Source organism: Nocardiopsis endophytica (assembly GCF_027706725.1).
In the GTDB taxonomy this organism is placed as follows: domain Bacteria; phylum Actinomycetota; class Actinomycetes; order Streptosporangiales; family Streptosporangiaceae; genus Nocardiopsis_A; species Nocardiopsis_A endophytica.
Genome location: NZ_JAQFWQ010000088.1, coordinates 1 through 20,604 on the forward strand (window position 1 = coordinate 1; position 20,604 = coordinate 20,604).

16 protein-coding genes are annotated in these 20,604 nt (G+C 73.4%); 8 read left to right on the top strand and 8 right to left on the bottom strand.

What is annotated here, in order from left to right:
- Positions 1–23 precede the first annotated feature (23 nt).
- Entirely contained in the window at positions 24–2,252 is a 2,229-nt protein-coding gene (locus O4J56_RS23915) for an anthranilate synthase component I (RefSeq protein ID WP_270688827.1), read from the bottom strand.
- Between the two features lie 415 nt (positions 2,253–2,667).
- Here O4J56_RS23915 and O4J56_RS23920 point away from each other — a divergent pair, with 415 nt between their 5' ends.
- Together O4J56_RS23920 and O4J56_RS23925 are read left to right on the top strand one after the other, a co-directional pair.
- Entirely contained in the window at positions 2,668–5,058 is a 2,391-nt protein-coding gene (locus tag O4J56_RS23920) for a HelD family protein (RefSeq protein ID WP_270688829.1), read from the top strand.
- A 227-nt stretch (positions 5,059–5,285) separates the two neighbouring features.
- Entirely contained in the window at positions 5,286–5,864 is a 579-nt protein-coding gene (locus O4J56_RS23925) for a histidine phosphatase family protein (RefSeq protein WP_270688831.1), read from the top strand.
- A gap of 38 nt (positions 5,865–5,902) precedes the next feature.
- On the opposite strand, the gene O4J56_RS23930 is transcribed toward O4J56_RS23925, so the two are convergent.
- The gene (locus O4J56_RS23930) at positions 5,903–7,777 is read right to left on the bottom strand and encodes a hypothetical protein (protein ID WP_270688832.1); all 1,875 of its coding nucleotides are present in this window, start codon (positions 7,775–7,777) and stop codon (positions 5,903–5,905) included.
- 169 nt (positions 7,778–7,946) lie between these two features.
- Between O4J56_RS23930 and O4J56_RS23935 the strand changes: the two genes are divergently transcribed.
- Positions 7,947–8,225, top strand: a complete 279-nt coding sequence (locus O4J56_RS23935; RefSeq protein ID WP_270688834.1) for a DUF2277 domain-containing protein — start codon at positions 7,947–7,949, stop codon at positions 8,223–8,225.
- Here O4J56_RS23935 and O4J56_RS23940 read toward each other — a convergent pair.
- Positions 8,215–8,817, bottom strand: a complete 603-nt coding sequence (locus O4J56_RS23940) for a TetR/AcrR family transcriptional regulator (protein WP_270688835.1) — start codon at positions 8,815–8,817, stop codon at positions 8,215–8,217. The two genes, O4J56_RS23935 and O4J56_RS23940, sit on opposite strands and share 11 nt — an antisense overlap.
- A gap of 40 nt (positions 8,818–8,857) precedes the next feature.
- Positions 8,858–9,619, bottom strand: a complete 762-nt coding sequence (locus tag O4J56_RS23945) for a hypothetical protein (protein ID WP_270688836.1) — start codon at positions 9,617–9,619, stop codon at positions 8,858–8,860.
- Positions 9,620–9,738: 119 nt separating this feature from the next.
- Here O4J56_RS23945 and O4J56_RS23950 point away from each other — a divergent pair, with 119 nt between their 5' ends.
- The gene (locus tag O4J56_RS23950; RefSeq protein WP_270688837.1) at positions 9,739–11,049 is read left to right on the top strand and encodes a sensor histidine kinase; all 1,311 of its coding nucleotides are present in this window, start codon (positions 9,739–9,741) and stop codon (positions 11,047–11,049) included.
- On the top strand, positions 11,037–11,675 hold the full coding sequence (locus tag O4J56_RS23955; protein WP_270688839.1) for a response regulator: 639 nt from the start codon (positions 11,037–11,039) through the stop codon (positions 11,673–11,675). Before O4J56_RS23950 ends, O4J56_RS23955 begins: the two co-directional genes overlap by 13 nt.
- Before the next feature lie 7 nt (positions 11,676–11,682).
- On the opposite strand, the gene O4J56_RS23960 is transcribed toward O4J56_RS23955, so the two are convergent.
- The gene (locus O4J56_RS23960; RefSeq protein ID WP_270688840.1) at positions 11,683–12,534 is read right to left on the bottom strand and encodes an SAM-dependent methyltransferase; all 852 of its coding nucleotides are present in this window, start codon (positions 12,532–12,534) and stop codon (positions 11,683–11,685) included.
- A 100-nt stretch (positions 12,535–12,634) separates the two neighbouring features.
- The gene (locus tag O4J56_RS23965) at positions 12,635–13,768 is read right to left on the bottom strand and encodes an acyltransferase (RefSeq protein WP_270688842.1); all 1,134 of its coding nucleotides are present in this window, start codon (positions 13,766–13,768) and stop codon (positions 12,635–12,637) included.
- A gap of 272 nt (positions 13,769–14,040) precedes the next feature.
- Between O4J56_RS23965 and O4J56_RS23970 the strand changes: the two genes are divergently transcribed.
- Positions 14,041–15,240: a cytochrome P450 gene (locus O4J56_RS23970; protein WP_270688844.1), complete on the top strand. Its 1,200-nt coding sequence runs from the start codon at positions 14,041–14,043 to the stop codon at positions 15,238–15,240.
- Between the two features lie 105 nt (positions 15,241–15,345).
- Here the strand turns inward: O4J56_RS23970 and O4J56_RS23975 are convergent, their stop codons facing one another.
- Positions 15,346–15,960 carry a hypothetical protein gene (locus O4J56_RS23975; protein ID WP_270688846.1) on the bottom strand — a complete coding sequence of 205 codons (615 nt, stop codon included), beginning with the start codon at positions 15,958–15,960 and terminating at the stop codon, positions 15,346–15,348.
- Between the two features lie 319 nt (positions 15,961–16,279).
- Here O4J56_RS23975 and O4J56_RS23980 point away from each other — a divergent pair, with 319 nt between their 5' ends.
- Positions 16,280–17,512, top strand: coding sequence for an acyl-CoA dehydrogenase family protein (locus tag O4J56_RS23980; protein ID WP_270688848.1), 1,233 nt, complete (start codon positions 16,280–16,282; stop codon positions 17,510–17,512).
- A gap of 65 nt (positions 17,513–17,577) precedes the next feature.
- Here O4J56_RS23980 and O4J56_RS23985 read toward each other — a convergent pair whose 3' ends face one another.
- Positions 17,578–19,014, bottom strand: a complete 1,437-nt coding sequence (locus O4J56_RS23985; RefSeq protein WP_270688868.1) for a helix-turn-helix transcriptional regulator — start codon at positions 19,012–19,014, stop codon at positions 17,578–17,580.
- 214 nt (positions 19,015–19,228) lie between these two features.
- Here O4J56_RS23985 and aceA point away from each other — a divergent pair, with 214 nt between their 5' ends.
- Positions 19,229–20,527 (top strand): isocitrate lyase, encoded by a 1,299-nt coding sequence (gene aceA, locus O4J56_RS23990; RefSeq protein ID WP_270688850.1) that lies wholly within the window; start codon positions 19,229–19,231, stop codon positions 20,525–20,527.
- The last annotated feature ends 77 nt before the right edge of the window (positions 20,528–20,604 follow it).

Sequence of the window (20,604 nt, forward strand, 5' to 3'; positions counted from 1 at the left end):
GCGGCGGGCGGGGGACTCCCTCTTCAGGCCGGACGTCGGGCCAGCCGCAGCGCGCGCTCCACGATCGCCTCGCCCACCTCCGCAGTGAGAATGGACTCAGGGTGGAACTGCACCGCCCACCTGCGCTTCTCCGGGTCCTCGATGGCCATGACGACGGGCTCGGGCCCGTCCTCGGTCACCGCGATCACCCGGTAGCCCTTCACCTTCTCGGGCGTGGAGTAGACCGAGTGGTAGCGCGCGGCCTGGAAGGTCTCCCCCTCCCCCACGGCGCCGAGCAGGTCGCCGCCGGCGACGCGCACCCTGCCCGGCTTGCCGTGCACCGGCTCCTTGAGGGTCAGCAGCTCCCCGCCCGCGTGCTCGACCATGGCCTGCAGTCCCAGGCACACCCCGAACACCGGCAGCGACCGCTCCTCAAGGGCGTCAAGGAGCGCGTCCGTGTCGAAGTCGGACGGCAGCCCGGGCCCGGGCGAGAGCACGGCCAGGTCGGGCGCCATCTCGTCCAGCAGCCCGGGGTCGAATCCGTACCGGACCGTGGTGACCTCGGCCCCGTGCCGGCGGAAGTAGTCGGCCAGGGTGTTGACGAAGGAGTCCTCGTGGTCGACCAGCAGGACCCTCATGCCCTCCCCGGCCGGGGGCGCGGACGGGGCCAGGGCGTCCGGAGCGGCACCGGTGCCGTCGCCCTCCCTGACCTCCTCCTCGACGTCCTTCAGCGTCTCCAGCAGCGCCCGCGCCTTGAGGAACGTCTCCCTCTCCTCGGCCTCGGGGTCGGAGTCGTACAGCAGGGTCGCCCCGACCCGCACCGTCGCCACCCCGTCGCGGATCTGCGCGGTGCGCAGCGTCAGCCCCGTGTTCATGGAGCCGTCGAAGCCGATGACCCCCACGGCGCCCCCGTACCAGCGGCGCGGCGAGGTCTCGTGGCGCTCGATGAACCGCATCGCCCAGGTCTTCGGGGCGCCGGTGACGGTCACCGCCCACATGTGGGTGAGGAACGCGTCCAGCGCGTCGAACTCGGGCCGCAACACCCCTTCGATGTGGTCGACCGTGTGGATCAGCCTGCTGTACATCTCGATCTGGCGGCGGCCGATCACCCGGACGCTCCCCGGCTCGCACACCCGGGACTTGTCGTTGCGGTCCACGTCGGTGCACATGGTCAGCTCCGACTCCTCCTTGAGGGAGGACAGGAGCGCGCGGATGTTGTCGGCGTCGCCCAGCGGGTCGTCCCCGCGCTGGATGGTGCCGGAGATCGGGCAGGTCTCCACCCTGCGGCGGCCGTCGGAGCCTGTGCCCACACGGACGAACATCTCCGGCGACGCCCCGACCAGGTACTCCCCTTCGCCGAGGTTGAAGAAGAACTCGTAGGGCGCGGGGTTGCGCTCGCGCAGCCGCTCGTAGAAGCGCGCGGGCGAGGTGCACGGCCCGTAGGTGCGGTGTCCGGGCACGACCTCGAACAGGTCGCCCCTGCGGAAGCGCTCCTTGGCCTCGGCCACGATCGCCGCGTAGGAGCCGGGCTCGGGCTGGCCGGGCACCTCCGCGGGGACGACCTCGGGGGTGGGCTCGGTGGTGCGCGGCAGGCCGTCGGTGGTGGCCGGGTTGCGCCCGCCGGTGCCGGGGACGGTGAACTCGTAGGTGTAGCGGAAGCACGTCTCGCGCTTGCGGTCGTGCACGATGACCGCGTCGGGCAGGTGCAGGACCAGGTCGCGGTCGTCGGGGTCGCGCTCCTGCACCCGCTCGACCGGCTCGAACTGGAACGCCAGGTCGTAGCCGAACGCCCCGTACAGGCCCAGGTTGGGGTCGGCGTCCGAGGAGAAGGCCGCGACCAGCGAGCGGAGCACGGTGAAGACGCCCGGGCGGCGGCTGCGCTCCTCCTCGGTGAAGAAGACCCGGGGGTCGGGCTCGGGGACGGCGACGGCCACCGTCGCCCCGTCGGGCCCCTCTGCGGCCACGGGCCCGTGCTCGGCGAGCGCGGCGGCGACCGTGGGCAGCAGCACGCGCCCCCGGTCGTTGAGTGCGGTCGCGCTCACCCGGCGGCCGCGCGCGGCGATCTCCAGGCAGGGGTCGACGTAGCCCAGGTGCCACCGGCTGTAGCGCCCCGGGTACTCCATGCCGGAGGAGAGCACGCCGCCGCGGCGCTCTTCCACGGCCTCGACGAGGCCGGTGAGCGCGGCGGGGTCGCAGGGGGCCGCGGTGCGGCGGACGGCGATCCCGCCCGCGGTGGTATAGGCGGCGGGTCGGGCGTCGTTGCTGGGTTCCACGGGCGGTCCTTCATCGCGCTGGGTGGGCTCGAGGCCGCCGCGCCGCCCGCCCGGGGCCGCGTCTTTCACGCGATGCGACCGCCGTCCGGGGCGGTCGCCGTGGCCTGTGGAAAGGGCTGAACTCGGAGCGCCGCCTAGAGGCGGCGCCACCACTGCCGGGGCGTTGGGGTGGTCTCCGGGTTCCGCATGTGCCGAAGTGTAGCGCGAGTGCGGGCGCGATGGGGAGCGCCGGGCGCTCGGCCGCGGGAAAAGTGGGAGGGATGAGGCGGTGCGGGGCCGCAGAGGCGGCACGCGCGCGCACGCTGTGGTAGGGTGTCCGCTCCAAGAGATCGAAACGGGCCACACTCGTCCACTCAATATGGAGTGTAGCAACGCAATGGAGCATAGTCAAAGCGCGGGCCACAACCCCCTCGCCGTGTCAATCCGCGCCGAGCAGGACCACGTGTCGGCGCTCTACGGCCACCTCGACGCCGAGCGCGCGCACGCGGCCGAAGCCTTCCGGCGCGCCCAGCGCGCGGGCGGAAGCGGGTACGGCGCGCTGATGGACCGGGAGGCCGGCGTCGAGGAGCAGGCGCGCCGTCTCACCCGCCTCGAATCGGTCGAGGAGGGGCTGTGCTTCGGACGCATCGACCTGCACGGCGGCGCCCCCGGGGACACCCTGTACATCGGCCGCATCGGACTGCGCGACGACGACCGGGAGGTGGCCCTGGTGGACTGGCGCGCCCCCGCGGCACGCCCCTTCTACTCCGCGACCCCCTCCTCCCCCTCCGGCCTCGCCCGCCGTCGCCACCTGTACACCCGGCGCCGGACGGTCGTGGGCCTCGACGACGAGGTCTTCGACCTGGAGGGGCTGAGCGACGACGACCGGCGGTCGCTGGTGGGCGAGGCCGCCCTCATGGCGTCCCTGCGCGCCGGGCGCACGGGCCGCATGCACGACATCGTCTCCACCATCCAGAGCGAGCAGGACCGGGTGATCCGCTCGTCCCTGCAAGGCGCGCTGGTGGTCCAGGGCGGGCCCGGAACCGGCAAGACCGTGGCCGCGCTGCACCGCGCCGCGTTCCTCCTGTACACCCACCGCGACCTGCTGGAGCGGCGCGGCGTCCTGGTCGTGGGCCCCAACCCGGTCTTCCTGCGCTACATCGGCCAGGTCCTCCCCTCGCTCGGGGAGACCGACGTCGTCATGACGACCGTCGGCGGCCTCTTCCCGGGGGTCCGGGCCGAGCAGGACGACGGGCACCGCGCCGCCGCCGTCAAGGGGTCGCTGCGGATGGCGGCGCTCGTCGAGGGGGCCGTGCGCGACCGCCAGCGCGTGCCCGAGGGCGGGCTGGAGGTCACCGGCTCGGGGACCGACCTGTTCGTCGACGAGGACACCTGCCGCACCATCCGCGACCGCGCGCGCGAGCTGGGCGTCAAGCACAACGCCGCGCGCACCTACTTCGCCAACGAGATGCTCACCGCCCTGGCCCAGGACCAGCACGACCTGCTGGAGAACTCCATCCGCGAGGCGGAGGAGGCGGCCGCCTGGGACGGCGCCTTCAAGGGCGTGCCCGAGCTGGAGGACCCCGACGCCCCGCTGTGGTCGGAGGAGGACCTGCAGTCGGCCCGGGAGACCCTGTGGGAGGACGCCGCGGTCCGCAAGGCGATCGACGGGCTGTGGCCGGACCTGACCCCTGAGTCGCTGATCGCCGACCTCCTCAGCGACGCCGACCGGCTGGCCGCGGCCGCCCGTGAGGCCGCGCGCATCTCCCCGGACGACGCCCTGGCGCCGGAGGAGCTGGACGCACTGCTGCGTCCCGCCGGGGCCCCGTGGACCGTGGGCGACGTCCCGCTTCTGGACGAGGCGGCCGAGCTCCTCGGGGACGACGGATCGGCCCGCCGCGCGCGCAAGCGGGCCGAGGCCCGGCGCCGCCAGGAGGCCGAGCGGTATGCCCAGGGCGTGCTGGAGGCGACCGGCCTGTCGGAGCAGCGGACCGCCGACGGCGAGCTGGTCGTGGACGCCGACATGCTCTCCGAGCGCAACCGCTACGACGGCCCGGAGCTGACGACCGCCCAGCGCGCGGCGGCGGACCGCACATGGGCCTACGGGCACGTGATCGTGGACGAGGCCCAGGAACTGTCGGAGATGGCCTGGCGGACCGTCATGCGGCGCATCCCCACGCGCTCCCTGACCGTGGTGGGCGACGTCGCCCAGACGGGCAGCGCGGCCGGGGCGTCGTCGTGGACGTCGATGCTGGAGCGCCACGTCGGCTCAGGGCTGCATGAGGAGCGGCTGCTGGTGAACTACCGGACGCCCGCACCGATCATGGAGGTCGCCGCCGCCGTGCTGAAGGAGGTCGCCCCCGGCCAGGAGCCGCCGGAGTCGGTGCGCGAGGGCGGCGACGCGCCCCGGTCGGTGCGGATCGCCCCCGGGACGTGGGAGGAGCGGCTGCCGGGCGTGGCCGAGGAGGAGGTGCGCGCCGTGCAGAGCGGCGAGGGCGCCGGGGACGGCGACCCCGACGGGGTGGCCGGGCGCGTCGCGGTGATCGTCCCCGACGCCCGGCACGCCGCGTTCGCGGCGCTGCTGCCCGAGGCGGAGTCGCAGGCCTCCCCCGAGGTGCTGGACGCCCCGGTCGCGGTGCTGACCTGCACGCAGGCCAAGGGGTTGGAGTTCGACGCGGTGGTGGTGGCCGCCCCGGACGAGATCCTGGAGCAGTCGCCGCAGGGCGGGCGCGACCTGTACGTGGCGGTCACCCGCGCCACCCGGCGCCTGACCGTGCTGCACGAGGCGGACCTGCCCGGGATGCTCGTGGGCCTGTCCCCGGCCTGACCGGCCGGCGCCGTCGGTGCGAGCGGCACGGCCGGCGCAAGCGGCACCGTCGGCGCGAGCGGCGCGGTCGCCCGGGACGGCCCGGGCGACCGCGTCCGTTCGGCCCGGCGAGCCGCTGCCGTCAGCACCGCGTAACCCCGGACGGGAAGCCTGTCTCATCCAGCGCCGTTCCCTCCCGGTCCCCTTCCGGGAGGGAACGGCGGCAGGACGACCCGACGGGGGCCGACGTGACGCCATCGACCGACCACAGCACCGTCCACCTTCTCCGGCACGGGCAGAGCGCCTTCAACGCGGTCTACGACCAGACCGGGCGCGACCCGCTCATCTTCGACGCGAAGCTGACCCCGATGGGCGAGGCCCAGGCGGCGGCGGCCGCGGACGGCGTGCGCCGCCTGGCGCCCGAGCTGGTCGTCACCTCGCCCCTCACCCGGGCCGTGCAGACGACGCTCCTGGTGACGCGCGGACTCGATGTGCCGATCGTCGTGGAGGCCCTGCACCGCGAGCACCTGGGCAACAGCTGCGACATCGGCCGCCCGCCGCGCGCGCTGGCCGGGGACTTCCCCGGCCTGGACTTCGACCACCTGCCCGAGACCTGGTGGCATGCGGGCGAGCCCGACGAGCGCGGCGTCTCCGTGGAGCCCGAGGACGTCCTGCAGGAGCGCGTGGCGGCGTTCACCGACTGGGTGGCGCGCAGGCCGGAGCGGTCGATCCTGGTCGTCGGCCACGCGGTGTTCTTCGGCCGCCTGGGCCACCCGCACATGCACAACGCCGAACTGCGCGAGTGGAGGGTCCCGGCGAGCGTCTGACCCGTCCGGCCGGGCAGCAGAGGGGCGGAAGGCCCTGTTCAGCCGATGCCGAAGCGCGCGAGCGTCCGCGTCAGCCAGCTCGCGCCGGTCATGAAGGCCCTGCCGGGCCCCTGCATCGCGCTGTTGTTGAAGACGCGCACCATCCTGACCGCTCCTCGAACGTGCGCGGTTCGCGGCTCCTTGCCGCCGAGGACCGCGGCACACCGCTCGGCGATGCGGGACATCTCCTTCTCGGCCCCCGCGAAGTCCCCGTGTACCGCGCGCACACCGGCCACTTCGAACCGGGCCAACAGCACACGGAAATGGTCCTCACCGAAGGCCTCGGCCAACGGCTCCATGATCCGCGCATAGATCAGCTCCGATTCGTGGTGGTTCCCGGAGCCCTGGACCAGCAGGGCGCTCACGGACTCGCTGAACAGGGTGTCCGGGTGGTCGGGCCCGAGGGAGCCCGCCTGTTCTGCGATGACCGAGTCGAGAGCCGCCAGGGCCCTCTCCCTGTTCCCCGCGCGGGTGTCGACCCATGCCATGCCCGCAAGAGCCCGCTGTTGCGCCCTGAGCGTCCCGTCACCGACGGGCCGTTCCATCTCCGCCTCTTTGAGGACCCGCTTGAGCAGCCTCGCCGCCCGCTCAGTCGCGGTCCGCCCCGCGAGCTCCAGTTCCGTCAAGCCGATGGCCGCGTCCGCGCGGAGGACGACACCGGGGACGGAGGCATGGAGACCGCGCACCCGCTCCAGTCCGGCGCGGTCGACCGGGACATCGTGGCCCGCCCAGAATTCGAGGACGCCCAGGGCGGTCTCGGCGGCGTGGACGGGCCCCATGTCCGTCCGCATGCAGCGTGCGACGCGCGCGTCCAGTCCGACCGACCCCCGCGGGCCGTCCCCTCCCAGGGAGACGAGGCGCCGCTCCTCCAGGAGACCGAGGATGCGTCGGGTCTCCTCCTCGGAAGCCGATCCGGCGTCCGCCTTGAGCGCCCCGCACCAGCGCCGGGGCACTCCCCCGGGCGCCGTGTCCGCACCGACGGCGGCGAGCACCTCCAGGACCCTCCTGGGGCCGGTGCCGTGTGGACCGTCCAGGACACCGTCCAGGCACTCCCACGTCCGCAGGAGTTCCGCGGCCTCCTGACGGCCCTCCTCCTCGACGGCGGAGGCCGCTTCGAACAACCGCCTCGGCCTGCCCCTGCACGACGCCACCGCGTCCTCCAGGGCACGGCCCTCCTCGGCGTCCCGAGGGGGGATGCGCTCGTGGAGCAGGGCGTAGGCCGCCCTGTCGTCGAGCGGCGCCAGGGCGTGGCGCCGACCGGCGCCCACCACGCGCCCGGAGCGCCCCGTCAGCAGGACGCGGCACTCGCCGCCGATCCTCTCCCAACCGCTCGCGGCGGCGCGTTCGGCGCCGTTCCCCCCTGGGCCGCCGTCGGCCCCGTCGATGATGATCAGGGCGGGGGCGCGGTGGGAGGCGACCACCTCGCGCGCCCATGAGATGCCGTCCTCGGGTACCGCCCACAACAGTTCGCGTGCGCGCCCGCCCGCGGATCCGCTCAGCGCGCAGGCCGTGTGAAGGAGTCCGTGCAGGCGCCTGCCGGGGCGGATCCAGAAGACGGGCCATCCGAGGTCGCGCCGGGCCCTCTCGGCGACGACGGCGGCGACCGTTGAGGTCCCGACCCCTGCCGGGCCGTACAGCGCCCTCGGCCCGGGCGCCGCCTTCAAGGCGTCGAGGACCTGGGCCGCCGCGGTGTCCCACTGGGGGATCCGCGCCGCGCCCTCCGGAAGCCCGGGAGGGGACACGTCGATGAAGGGGAGGTCGCCGCCCTCGGTCCGCGGGGCATCGACGTGCACCCCGCCGTGGACGGCGCCGAACTGGTAAGTGGGACCCGAGTTGGACGCCGCATGGTTGTTCACGCTCTCCGCATCGGGCATGCGCGCCTCCCCGGTCCCGCCGGCCGTTCGGCCTTCCCTCGCCCCTCGGCGGAGTCGACGTTAGCCCGGGGGCGCCGTCCGAGGGAACCGATCGGGGGAACCGGCCGGGAGGCCTGCCGGGGGCGCCGGCCGTGGCGTTCCGTCTCAGGGGCGGCGTAGCGTCACGGGTATGTGCCGCAACATTCGCCGGCTGCACAACATGGAGCCGCCGGTCACCGACGAAGAGGTCAGGGCGGCCGCCCTGCAGTACGTCCGCAAGGTCAGCGGGGCGACCGCGCCGTCCGCGAAGAACAGGGAGGCGTTCGACAGGGCGGTGGAGGCCGTCGCCGCCGCGACGGCCGAGCTCATGGACGGCCTCACCACGTCCGCCCCGCCGCGGTCCCGGGAGGAGGAGGCGCGCAGGCGCAAGGAGCGCTACCAGCGCAGGTTCGAGGCCGTCACCGAGTGATCGCCCCCACCACGGCGTCCGTCAGGTCGTCGATGACCACCTCGTCGCCGACCTCCGGGTGCTCCAGCCACCACTCCCCGGCCGCCTGCACCATGCCCACCACCGCGTGGGCGACGATCTGCGCCCGGAGCGGGTCCGGGATGTGCCCTTCGGAGACGAGCATCCCGGCCAGCTCCTCGCCCAGCCGCCGCACCATCATGCCCACGTCGCCGCGGGTCTGCGGGTCCTCGGAGGTGGCCCGGTCCATCAGGAACCGGTACAGGTTCAGGTTCCGGCGGATCATCTGCAGGTAGGCGCCGACCGTGGCGCGCGCCCGCAGGCGCAGCGTCTCCCCTCCGTGCAGCTCGGCGCGGATCCGGTCGATGAGGGGATCGACGTGCCGTTCGGCCAGCGACCGGTAGAGCCCTCCCTTGTCCCCGAAGTGCCGGTACAGGATCGGCTTGCTGATCCCCGCTTCGGCGGCGATCGCGGACATGGGCGCGTCGGGGCCGTCGCGCTGGATCACACGGTCGGCGGCGTCGAGGATCGCGCGCCGCCGTTCGGGGCTGCGCCCGCGCGCGGGACGGGTCGGCTGTGCGGATTCAAGGGCCACACCGCACGAGTCTAGAGCGCGCGGGCGCGGGTCTCCCCGGCTATCCCGCCGCGCCGAAGTCCTTCGGGTCGATGATGATCCAGGTCGCCTCGGCGGAGGCGATGCGCGCCCCCTCATGGTCGAACAGCGCGGTGGCCGTGAAGACCTTGCGGCCTTCGGTGCGCAGCAGGCGGCCCATGACCACGTGCGGCTTGCCGATCTCGGGCAGGCGGACCACCTCGGCGGCCATCCGGCCCAGCACCATGGGGCGCTCGTGCACGTCGCTGGCCCAGCCTCCGGGGCAGTCGAGGGCCGCCCAGGCGAACTCGGGACCGGCGGTCCGGGGGGTGTCACCGGCGAGGGAGGCGTCCGGGGTCCAGGGGGCGGCGACGAGGCCGCCGTCGGCGCCGGGGACCGGGCCCGCCAGAACGCGCAGCCCGTCGCCCTCGGCGCGGTCGTTGCCGCAGACGAAGCACGTGGCGAACGGGTGGCCTGCCCGGCCGCGGAAGCCGCGCGAGGCCTCGGCGGCGGTCTCCGGGGAGACGGGGCGCAGGTCGGTCGCGGGGGCCTCGGCTGGCTGGGCCTCGGCGACCAGGGTGTCGCCGTGCAGGAGGCGCAGGGGGGCGTCGCCGCCGCCGGGGTCGACCTCCATGGGCGTCTCCAGCGGCGGCGGGGTGCGCAGTGTGACCCGCACGGCGGGGGTGCCCACCCGGCGCGCGAGGAGCCCGGCCAGGTATCCGCCGTTCGCGGAGCCGGGAGGGCCGTTGAAGCGGCGCCCGACGGTCAGCTTTGCAGGGGCCTCGTCGCCCGTGGAAACGCTCATGGGATCCCACATTAGGACGGGGTCGGCCGGACGCCCTCATGAGGGGTGCCGCGTGCGCCTGTGCGGAAGTGGTGCGCGCTACACCGACACCGCGCCGCGGGTCCGGAAGAATCCTCGTCATGAACGACTCCCCTCCCGCCGAGGCCTTCCCTCGGTCCGCGGGCGGCCCCGGTCGGGGGCGGCAGGGGCGATCGGGGCGGCTCGCCGGCGGTGTGCGTGCGGCGCTCTTCCTGATCACCACTCTGCCCTTCGCCATCGCCGCCCTCCTGGTCCCGCCGATCCTGCTCGTCGGGGTGGTCACCATCCCGATCGCCGGGCTGGGACTGCTGCTGCTCCCCGCGTTCCTCTACGGGGTGCGGCGGTGGGCCGAGTTCGAGCGGCGGCGGGTCGGGCGCTTCCTGGGCGAGGAGATCACCGTCGGCTACCGTGCGCAGCCGCCGGGGCCGGTCGCGGCGTTCAAGACGGTCGTCACCGACCCCCAGACGCTGCGGGACCTGCGGTGGGTCGTGACGATGATCCTCCCCGGCATCCCGTTCGGGCTGCTGGGCCTCATCGCGCTCGTCGGCGTTCCGGCGACCGTCGCCCAGGCGCTCCTGTGGCAGGCGGCGCCCGCGGACGACCCGATGACGACGACGATCGGCATCCCGGTGACGTCGTGGCCGGTCGCGCTGGCCGACGGGGCGGTACAGGCCGCGCTGCTCACCCTGCTGCTCGTCTTCGGCATGCCCCCGCTGGCGCGCCTGCACGCCCGCCTCTCGGCGCGGATGCTCGCGCCCTCGCCGGAGGCGCGCCTGACCGAGCGCATCGAGACGCTGAGCCGCACGCGGGAGGGGGCGCTCGACGCGCACGCCTCGGAGCTGCGGCGCATCGAACGGGACCTGCACGACGGCACCCAGGCGCGGCTGGTGGCGCTGGCGATGCGGCTGGGGCTGGCGCAGAAGGTGATCGGGGACGACCCACAGGCGGCGGCGCGGCTGCTCACCGAGGCGCAGAACGGCGCCGAGGAGGCGATGGCCGAGCTGCGCACGGTGGTGCGGTCCATCTACCCGCCGGTGCTGGCCGACCGGGGCCTCTCCGGCGCGGTGTCGGCGCTGGCCGCGGGCGCCCCCGTGCCCGTGGGGGTGGAGGTCGCCCCCTTGGGCGAGGTCCCGGCGGCGGTGGAGTCCACGGCCTACTTCGTGGTGGCCGAGGCGCTGACCAACGTGGCCCGCCACTCCGGCGCCACGCGCGCGCAGGTGCAGCTGGTCCGGGACGGCGGGTCGCTCGTGGTGCGGGTGCGCGACGACGGGCGCGGCGGTGTGGACGAGCGGAACGGGACCGGGGTGGCCGGGATGAAGCGGCGGGTGGCGGCCCTGGACGGGTCGATCGCGGTGTCCAGCCCGGCGGGTGGGCCCACGGCGGTGGAGGCGGTGCTTCCGTGCGGATCGTGATCGTCGAGGACAACGCGGTGCTGATGGAGGGGCTGGACCTGCTGCTCACCGCCTCCGGCTTCGAGGTCGCCGCGAAGACCGCGGACCCGGAGGCGTTCCTGGAGGCGGTGCGCGCGCACCGGCCGGACGCCGCGGTGGTCGACGTGCGTTTGCCGCCCTCGTTCACCGACGAGGGGCTGCAGGCGGCGCTGGCCGCGCGCGCCGAGCTGCCGGGCCTGCCGGTGCTGGTCTTCTCCCAGTACGTGGAGCAGGTGTACGCGCGCGAGCTGTTGGCGGACGGCGCCGGAGGGGTGGGCTACCTGCTCAAGGACCGGGTGTCGCGGGTCGACGACTTCCTGGACGCGGTGCGCCGGGTGGCCGCCGGGGGCACGGTGATCGACCCCGAGGCGGTGGCGCAGCTCCTCGCGCGCCGCCGCGACCCGCTGGAGCGGCTGACCGGCCGGGAGCGGGAGGTGCTGGGGCTGATGGCCGAGGGCCTGGGCAACCGGGAGATCGCCGACCGCCTCGTGGTCACCGAGCGGGCGGTGCACAAGCACATCGGGAACATCTTCGCCAAGCTGGACCTCGGCCCGGACGACGGCGGGCACCGCCGTGTCCGGGCCGTGCTGGCCTACCTGGGCTCCTGAGCGTGCCTCAGGGCTTGTAGGCGATCCCGCCCATGAGGATGCGCTGGTGGGGTTCGAGGTCCTCGGCCGCCGGAACGTCGGCGTCCGGGTCCTCGGGGTGCCAGCGCTCCAGGAAGTCCAGGCCGGGCGGCACCAGGGGCAGGCCCAGGAAGTGCTCGCGGATCCGCTCGGGCGTGCGGATCCAGCCGTTGCCCAGGCTCTCCAGCCCGGCCCGCTCCATCTGCTTCTGGAGTTCGTCGCCGGTGTCGGCGAAGTCGGTGATGAACAGGTGGGACCCGGAGGGCATGGCGTCGAGCAGGGTGCGGATCCAGGAGCCGGGGTCCTCGTCGTCGTGGAAGTGCATGAGCAGGCCGACCACCATGAGGGCGATGGGCCGGTCGAAGTCCAGCAGCGCGCGCACGTCCGGGTGGTCCAGGATCTCCTGGGGGCGCCGGAAGTCGGCGGTCACCACGGTGGTGGTGTTGTTCTCCGCCAGCAGGGCCCTGCCGTGCGCCAGCACGATGGGGTCGTTGTCGACGTAGACCACGCGGGCGTTCGGGTTGATCTCCTGGGCCGCTTCGTGGGTGTTCTTGACCGTGGGCAGGCCGCTGCCGATGTCGAGGAACTGGTCGAGCCCCGCCGTGCGGGCCAGGTACTGCACGCCCCGCACGAGGGCGGCGCGGTTGTCCAGGGCGCACTGGCCCGACATCGGCACGTATTTGATGTAGAGAGCGGCGCCGTCCCGGTCTACCTGGAAATTGTCCTTGCCGCCCAGGAGCGCGTCGTAGACCCGGGCGATGGTCGGCTCCGTCGTCTGGATGACGGGGGCGCTCGTGGGCGCCCAGTCGGAGGCCTTCGACTGTCCGTCAGTGTCGGTCATCGGCGGTGCCCTTACCTGGCTAGGGGGAGGGGAAGTCCGCGCCATCGTACGTCGCGGGTGTGAGCCGTACCACCGTTTCCGGAATTCAGGCCGACCGGTTCTAGACGACGGCACGCGCGAAAGGGATTCGGCGGAGCACTTCGACGAGGAGCAGGCTGACGGCGGTCACCACCGCCGCATAACCCGCGGCCGCCAGAACGGACCATGGTCCTTCTGCGGGCATTCCGAACAGATCCCTCAAAGAGAACAGCACCATCACGTGCACCAGGTAGACGCCGAAGCTGGGGCCGGCGGCCCAGCGCGCGGTGCGGGACACCAGGGCGGCGGTCCGCCTCTCGGAGGCCGCGAGGCGCAGGCCCGCCTCCCTGAGGACGAGGAACGCGCCGATCGCGGCGGCGATCACCGCGGGCGACAGGAAGTCGAAGACGTAGTCGGCCTCCGCGCCCCACTCCCCTGCCAGCTCCGCCAGGGCGCCCGCGCCGACGGCCGCGGCGGCGCTGCCGGCGACCAGGAGGGCGAGCCCGAGCCGCAGGGGACGGCGGCCGGTCGGGCCGTGGAAGAGCAGCCAGCCGAGCACGTAGTAGCCGACGTAGGGGAGGAACTGGGCGGCGGCGGTGGTCCCGCCGACGCCCTCGATCAGGCCGAGGGCCTGGTTGAGGGCGCCGAAGGCCAGGGCGGCCCCGGCGAACCACCACAGCGCGCTGCGGGTGGCGGCGCCGACCAGGGTGCGCAGGAACGGCGTGAACACGTAGAGCCCGGCGATGATGTACAGGAAGTACAGGTGGATGGCGGGCTCGCCGGAGGCCGCCTGCTCGACGGCCCCGGAGGGGGTCAGGCCGGTGCGCCACATCTCCCAGGCGAGGTAGGCGGCGGTCCACACCACCAGCGGGACGCCGATGCGGGCCCAGCGCTTGCGGTAGAAGTCGGGCGCCGTCTCGTCCCTGGGGCTCAGCAGCAGCGCGCCGCTGATCATCACGAAGACGGGCACGCACCAGCGGAGCGCGGCGTCCAGGGCGGTGGAGGTCCACCACGCGGTGCTTCCCTGGCCGGTGTAGACCTCGGTGACCAGGGGCGAATAGGCGTGGATGAGGACGACGGCCCCCATCGCCGCCACCCGGGCCAGGTCGATCCAGGCGGTGGGCGGCGCGGGCCGCGGGACGGCCCCCTCGGCCGTGCCGGCCCCGACGGCCGTCGCGCCTCGGTCGGTCGCGGTGCGGATGTCGTCGACGTACACACCCTTACCGATACCAGACCGTTATATAAAGAATGCATCAACCCCGGCAACCGGACCCCGTTTCGAACGTCCGCCACCCCTTTCCCACGCGGCCGGTTCCGGTCGCCCGCAATGGTCGCCACACGCGGTCGACGGGTAGCCCAGTGTCACCGGAGCGCCCCTATCGGGGCACCGTGTTCCATCTAGTGTGGAAGGTGCGGCGCCGCCTCCCGTTCCGGATGACCCCCGACCCGCATGGAGTCGCGGGGAGACCGCCATCCTGGAGGCCACCCATGCCCGATGCCGCCGCGTTCCCCTTCCCCTCGGACCACCCGCTCACGCCCGCCCCCGCCCTCGCCGAGGCGCGCAAGGGCGGCGCCCCGGTCCGGGTGCGCCTGCCCTTCGGCGACCCGGCCTGGCTCGTGACCCGCTACGAGGACGCCAAGGACGTCCTGAGCAGCCCCCGGTTCGGCCGGGACGCCGAGCGCGCGGGCATCCCCGAGGAGCGCACCGCCCGGATCGGGCCCATCGACGTGTCCAACCGGACGATCATGAACATGGACCCGCCGCGCCACACGCAGGTGCGCGGCCTGGTCGGCAAGGTGTTCACGCCGCGCCGGGTCGAGCGCCTGCGCCCGTGGACCCGGGGCGTCGCCGACCGCCTCGTCCAGGGGATGCGCGACCAGGGGCCGCCCGGCGACCTGGTCCGCGACCTCGCGCTCCCGCTGCCCATCGAGGTCATCTGCGAGCTGCTCGGGGTCCCCTCCTCCGACCGGCACTCCTTCCACGCCTGGAGCGACGCGTTCCTGAGCACGACCGACAGCACACCCGAGCGGGTGCAGGAGAACCAGGCGCGCATCGACGCCTACCTGGCGGACATGGTGACCCTGCGCAGGGACGACCCGGACGGCGGGCTCGTCGGCGCCCTGGCGCGCGAACACTACGAGGGCAGCCGCCTCAACGAGGAGGAGCTGCTGGGGCTGCTGCGCGCGCTGCTGATCGCGGGGCACGAGACGACGGCGTCGCTCGTGCCCGGGTTCTTCTACCTGCTGCTGAAGGAGGACGGGTTCGCCCGCCTGGTCACCGACCCCGGCCTGGTCCCGGGGGCGGTCGAGGAGCTGCTCCGGCTGGTGCCGCTGATCCGCCCCGGGTCGTTCACGCGGTACGCGCTCGAGGACGCCGAGGTGGGCGGTGTGCGCGTGCCCGCGGGCGACCAGGTCATCGTGGAGCTGTCGGCGGCCAACCGCGACCCGGAGGCCTTCGCCGAGCCCGACCGGCTGGACTTCGAGCGGGGCCGCACGCCGCACCTGGCCTTCGGGCACGGGATCCACCACTGCGTGGGCGCGTCGCTGGCGCGCATGGAACTCCAGGTGGCCTTGGAGGCGATGGCGGAGGGGCTGCCGGGGCTGCGGCCCGCTACCCCCCTGGAGGAGCTGCGCTGGAACGAGGAGCGGTTCGTCCGGTCCACCGAGGCGTTCCCGGTGACCTGGTGAGGCGACCCGCGGCACGCGCAGGGCCCCGCCGTGGTGAACTGCTCCCGGGTCCTGACCCGCCCCCGTCGCGGTCAGGACCCGGACGCGTTCACGCCTCGCAGGCGTTCAGGCCTCGTACGGCCCGACGAACACGGTCGGGACGCCCTTGCCGGGCAGCGAGCACATGACGTCCTGGCCGCCGGTCGGGCCGTAGACGCCTTCGTCGTCCTCGAACCTCAGGTAGACCTGGATGCCTGCGACCGGCTGAGGCTCGCAGTCCTCCTCCGGGTAGTTGAGCGGGTTGGGCTGGCGGACGGTCAGGGACGCGGCGCCTCCCGGCTCGACCACGAAGGGCTCGGGCGGGTCGTCGTCGTAGCGCGCCCAGTCGCCGACCCGCTCGCCCTCGAAGCTGTCGATCCAGTGCATGGCGACCGGGGTGTACTGCACGCACGGCTCCTCGCCCGGCCCGTCGCCCATGATGCGGGACATGGCGAAGCGGATGTACATGGTCCCGGCGGCGGCCTCACGACCTTCGTAGATGAGCTTGTAGTCGCTGGACTCGCACGCCCGGATCCCCGTATGGGCTCCCCCGGGCGCGGCGCCGGCCTCCGCGGCCGCGGGTGCGGAGGCCCCCATCGCCAGCGCCGGGACCGCCACCGCGGCGGCGAGGGCTCCCGCCCTGCGGCGTGCCCTGTGCGTCGCCGCGGCTCGCGCTCTCCGGTCCCTCAGTGCAGTGGACATGGCTGTTCCCCCTTGTACGCCGGGTCCTGGGCCCCAGGACCTCCCCCGGACGGATGACACCCGTTAGGACGCGCCCCACGGGTAGCGGGTTCGCCCGGGCGCCCCTGCCGGACACGGCCCGATCCGGCCGTTCCCGCCGGTCATCCGGGGTGCGGCCGTGGGCCCCCTCGCGCGTGCCGCCCGCTCTTCCGGCGGCCCGAGACCGGGTGTTACTGTTGGTAACACCAGGGCGGGCGGCGCCCCGCGGCCGCCCCTGCCCGCCCCGAGACCCGACGCCCTCTCCCGGCCCGCCGCCGGGACGAACGAAGGACGTGTGCACATGACCGACTCCGCAGGCGCCCCCGCGTTCAGCCTGGAGCTCAGCGAGGACGTCCGCGACGTCCGCGACTGGACCCACGGCTTCGCCCGCGACGTGATCCGCCCCGCCGCCGCCGAGTGGGACGAGCGCGAGGAGACCCCCTGGCCGATCCTCCAGGAGGCGGCCAAGATCGGCCTGTACTCGCTGGACTTCTTCGCCAACCAGTGGCTGGAGCCCAGCGGCGTGGGCATCCCCGCCGCCTTCGAGGAGCTGTACTGGGGCGACCCGGGCATCGCCCTGTCCCTGACCGGCACCGGGCTGGCGGCCGTGGCCGTCGCGGGCAACGGCACCCAGGAGCAGCTCTTCGAGTGGGTGCCGCAGATGTTCGGCACCGCCGACGACATCAAGCTGGGCGCGTTCTGCTCCTCCGAGCCCGACGCCGGCAGCGACGTGGCCTCCATCCGCACCCGCGCCGTCTACGACGAGGCCAAGGACGAGTGGGTGCTCAACGGCACCAAGACCTGGGCCACCAACGGGGGCATCGCCGACGTGCACGTCGTGGTGGCCTCGGTCGACCCCGGGCTGGGCTCGCGGGGGCAGGCCAGCTTCATCGTCCCGCCGGGCACCCCGGGCCTGTCGCAGGGGCAGAAGTTCGCCAAGCACGGCATCCGCGCCTCGCACACCGCCGAAGTGGTCCTCGACGACGTGCGGGTGCCGGGCCACTGCCTGCTGGGGGGCAAGGAGAGGCTCGACGAGCGCCTGGCCCGCGCGCGCGAGGGCCGCAGCTCCGGCGGCCAGGCGGCGATGAAGACCTTCGAGGCGTCCCGCCCGTCGGTGGGCGCGATGGCGGTGGGCTGTGCGCGCGCGGCCTACGAGTACGCGCGCGACTACTCCCGCGAGCGCGAGCAGTTCGGCCGCCCCATCGGGGAGAACCAGGCGGTGGCGTTCACGCTGGCGGACATGGCGACCCGGATCGACGCGGCGCGGCTGCTCGTGTGGCGCGCGGCCTGGATGGCGCGCAACGACAAGGACTTCGCCCAGGCCGAGGGGTCGATGAGCAAGCTGTTCGCTAGCGAGACGGCGACCTGGGTGACCCAGAACGCGATCCGCATCCTGGGCGGGAACGGCTACACGAGGGAGTACCCCGTGGAGCGCTGGCACCGGGACGCCACCATCTTCACCATCTTCGAGGGAGCCAGCGAGATCCAGCGCCTGATCATCGGCCGCGCGGTGACCGGGCTGCCGGTCAAGTAGCCGCGGGCGGACACGGCCGATCCCCGGTGCCGCCGCCATGGCACCGGGGATCCGTGCGCCCCCATCTAGTCCGCCTCGTGGCGTTCCAGGAAGGTGTAGACGTCGGTCTCGTCCACGCCGGGGAACGTGCCGGACGGCAGGGCCGACAGGACGTGCGAGTGGGCCCGCGCCGACGGCCAGACGTTGCCCTCCCAGCGCGCGGCCAGGTCCGAGGGCGGCTGCACGCAGCACTCGCCCGACGGGCAGTTCGACTTCGTCCTGTTGGTCGTCTCCCGGCCCCGGAACCAGCGCGACTCCTTGTAGGGGACCCCGAGGGTGATCGCGAAGTTGCGCTCGCGGCTGGGGTCCACGTGGGCCACGCACCAGTGGGTGCCGTTGGGCTTGTCGGTGTACTGGTAGTAGATCGAGTACCGGTCCGGAGACGCGAACACCTGGCGGCCCGACCAGTAGCGGCACATGCGCTGGCCCTCGATGGCCCCGCTCTCGTCCGTGGGGAACACCAGGCCGTCGTTCTCGTAGGCCTTGTAGATGATCCCGGTCTCGTCGTTGCGGATGAAGTGGCACACCAGGTCCAGGTGCCGGTTGGCCAGGTTGGTGAACCGGTGGGCCGCCATCTCGTAGGAGACGGAGAAGACGTCCCTCAGGTCCTCGACCGACAGGTCGCGCGCCTTCTTGGCCTCCTGGAGGTAGGTGACGGCCGAGGCCTCGGGGATCAGCACGGCCGCCGCGTAGTAGTTGGCCTCCACCCGCTGTCTGAGGAAGTCGGCGTAGTCGCGGGGCTGCTGGTGCCCCAGGACGAAGTGGCCGAGCGTCTGCAGCAGGATCGTGCGGGGGCTGTGCATGCCCAGCGACTCGCGCTTGAGGTAGAGGCGGCGGTTGCGGGTGTCGGTCACCGACCGCACGGAGCGCGGGAGGTCCTGCACGTACCGCAGGGTGAACCCGTGGTGCGTGACGATCGACAGGATCTGGCCCTGGGACAGCGCTCCCCCGCTGTAGCCGACCGCGTCCAGCGTCTCCTGGGCGGCCTTCTCGATGGCCGGGAAGTAGTTGCCGCGCTCGCGCATCTGGCGCCGCAGCTCGGCGTTGGCCCGGCGCGCCTCCTCGGGGGTGGCGGTCGGCTTGACGCTGCGCCGCCGCAGTTCGTCGTAGAGCCCCACGATGTGCTCCAGCACGTCGTTGGGCACCCGCTTGCCGACCTTCAGGTGCGGCAGGTCCAGGCTCTGGTAGACGGGGTCGCGCTGGGCCTCCTCCAGCGCGATCTCCAGCTGCGCCCTGCGGCTCGGGGGCTGGCGGGAGAGCAGCTCCTCCACGGACACGCCCAGCGCCTGGGCCAGCGAGGTGAGCAGGGAGAGCTTGGGCTCGCGCTTGCCGTTCTCCAGCAGGGAGAGCTGGGAGGGGGCCCGGCCCACGCGTTCGCCCAGGTCGGCGAGGGTCATCCCGCGCGCCCGGCGGAGGTGGCGCAGCCGCTGGCCGAAGGTGACCAGGTCCAGGTCTCCTGGCAAAGACGGGATTTCTTCGGTACCAAAGTACGTCATGGGTTCATAGTAGGGAAAGATTCGAAGATCTTCACACGGATTCCGCTCGAAAAACCCTGGAACTTTGCGAAGAATCGTTGGCACAGGCGGGGAACACACCGCCCCCCACGGCCCTTAGGGCCCACGGGGACGGGTCTCCAGCCTCTACGTCGACCAGGGGAAACAAGAAGGCGGGAAGCACATGAGCATCACCGGCCGTCAGCAGGAAGCCGCCGCGGCGCTCGAGCGGGAGTGGGAGACCGACCCCCGCTGGGCCGGCATCGAGCGCACCTACTCCGCCGCCGACGTGGTCCGCCTGCGCGGGTCCGTCACCGAGGAGCACACCCTCGCCCGCCAGGGCGCCGAGCGGCTCTGGAAGCTGCTGCACACCGAGGACTACGTGAACAGCCTCGGCGCGCTCACCGGCAACCAGGCGGTCCAGCAGGTCCGCGCCGGGCTCAAGGCCATCTACCTGTCCGGGTGGCAGGTCGCCGCCGACGCCAACCAGGCCGGCCAGACCTACCCCGACCAGAGCCTGTACCCCGCCAACTCGGTGCCCCAGGTCGTCCGCCGGATCAACAACGCCCTGCTGCGCGCCGACCAGATCTCCTGGTCCGAGGGCGAGGAGGACGCCCCGCACTGGACGGCGCCGATCGTCGCCGACGCCGAGGCCGGCTTCGGCGGGGTGCTCAACGCCTACGAGCTGATGAAGGGCATGATCGCGGCCGGCGCCGCGGGCGTGCACTGGGAGGACCAGCTCGCCTCCGAGAAGAAGTGCGGCCACCTGGGCGGCAAGGTCCTCATCCCGACCGGCCAGCACGTCAAGACGCTGAACGCCGCCCGCCTGGCCGCCGACGTCGCCGGGGTCCCCTCGCTGGTCGTGGCGCGCACCGACGCCCAGGCCGCGACGCTGATCACCAGCGACATCGACGAGCGCGACCGGCAGTTCGTCACCGGCGAGCGCACCGCGGAGGGCTTCTACCGGGTCCGCAACGGGCTGGAGGCCTGCGTGGCCCGCGGCCTGGCCTACGCGCCCTACTCCGACCTGCTGTGGATGGAGACCTCCACCCCCGACCTGGAGGTGGCCCGCCAGTTCGCCGAGCGGATCAAGGCCGAGTACCCCGACCAGATGCTCGCCTACAACTGCTCGCCGTCGTTCAACTGGAAGAAGCACCTGGACGACGCGACCATCGCCAAGTTCCAGCGCGAGCTGGGCCACATGGGCTACAAGTTCCAGTTCATCACCCTGGCCGGCTTCCACAGCCTGAACCACTCGATGTTCGACCTGGCCAAGGGGTACGCCCAGAGCGGCATGAGCGCCTACGTCGAGCTGCAGGAGGCCGAGTTCGCCTCCGAGGCCGCCGGCTACACCGCCACCCGCCACCAGCGCGAGGTCGGCACCGGGTACTTCGACCTGATCTCCACGGCGATCACCCCGGACGCCTCCACCACCGCGCTCACCGGCTCCACTGAAGAGGACCAGTTCTCAGCGGCTCACTGATACTGGATCCTCGTCCCTGACGGGCCGCCCGCCCCGCTTTCGTGGCTGGGGCGCGGCGGGCGGGCCGTCCCCCCGCC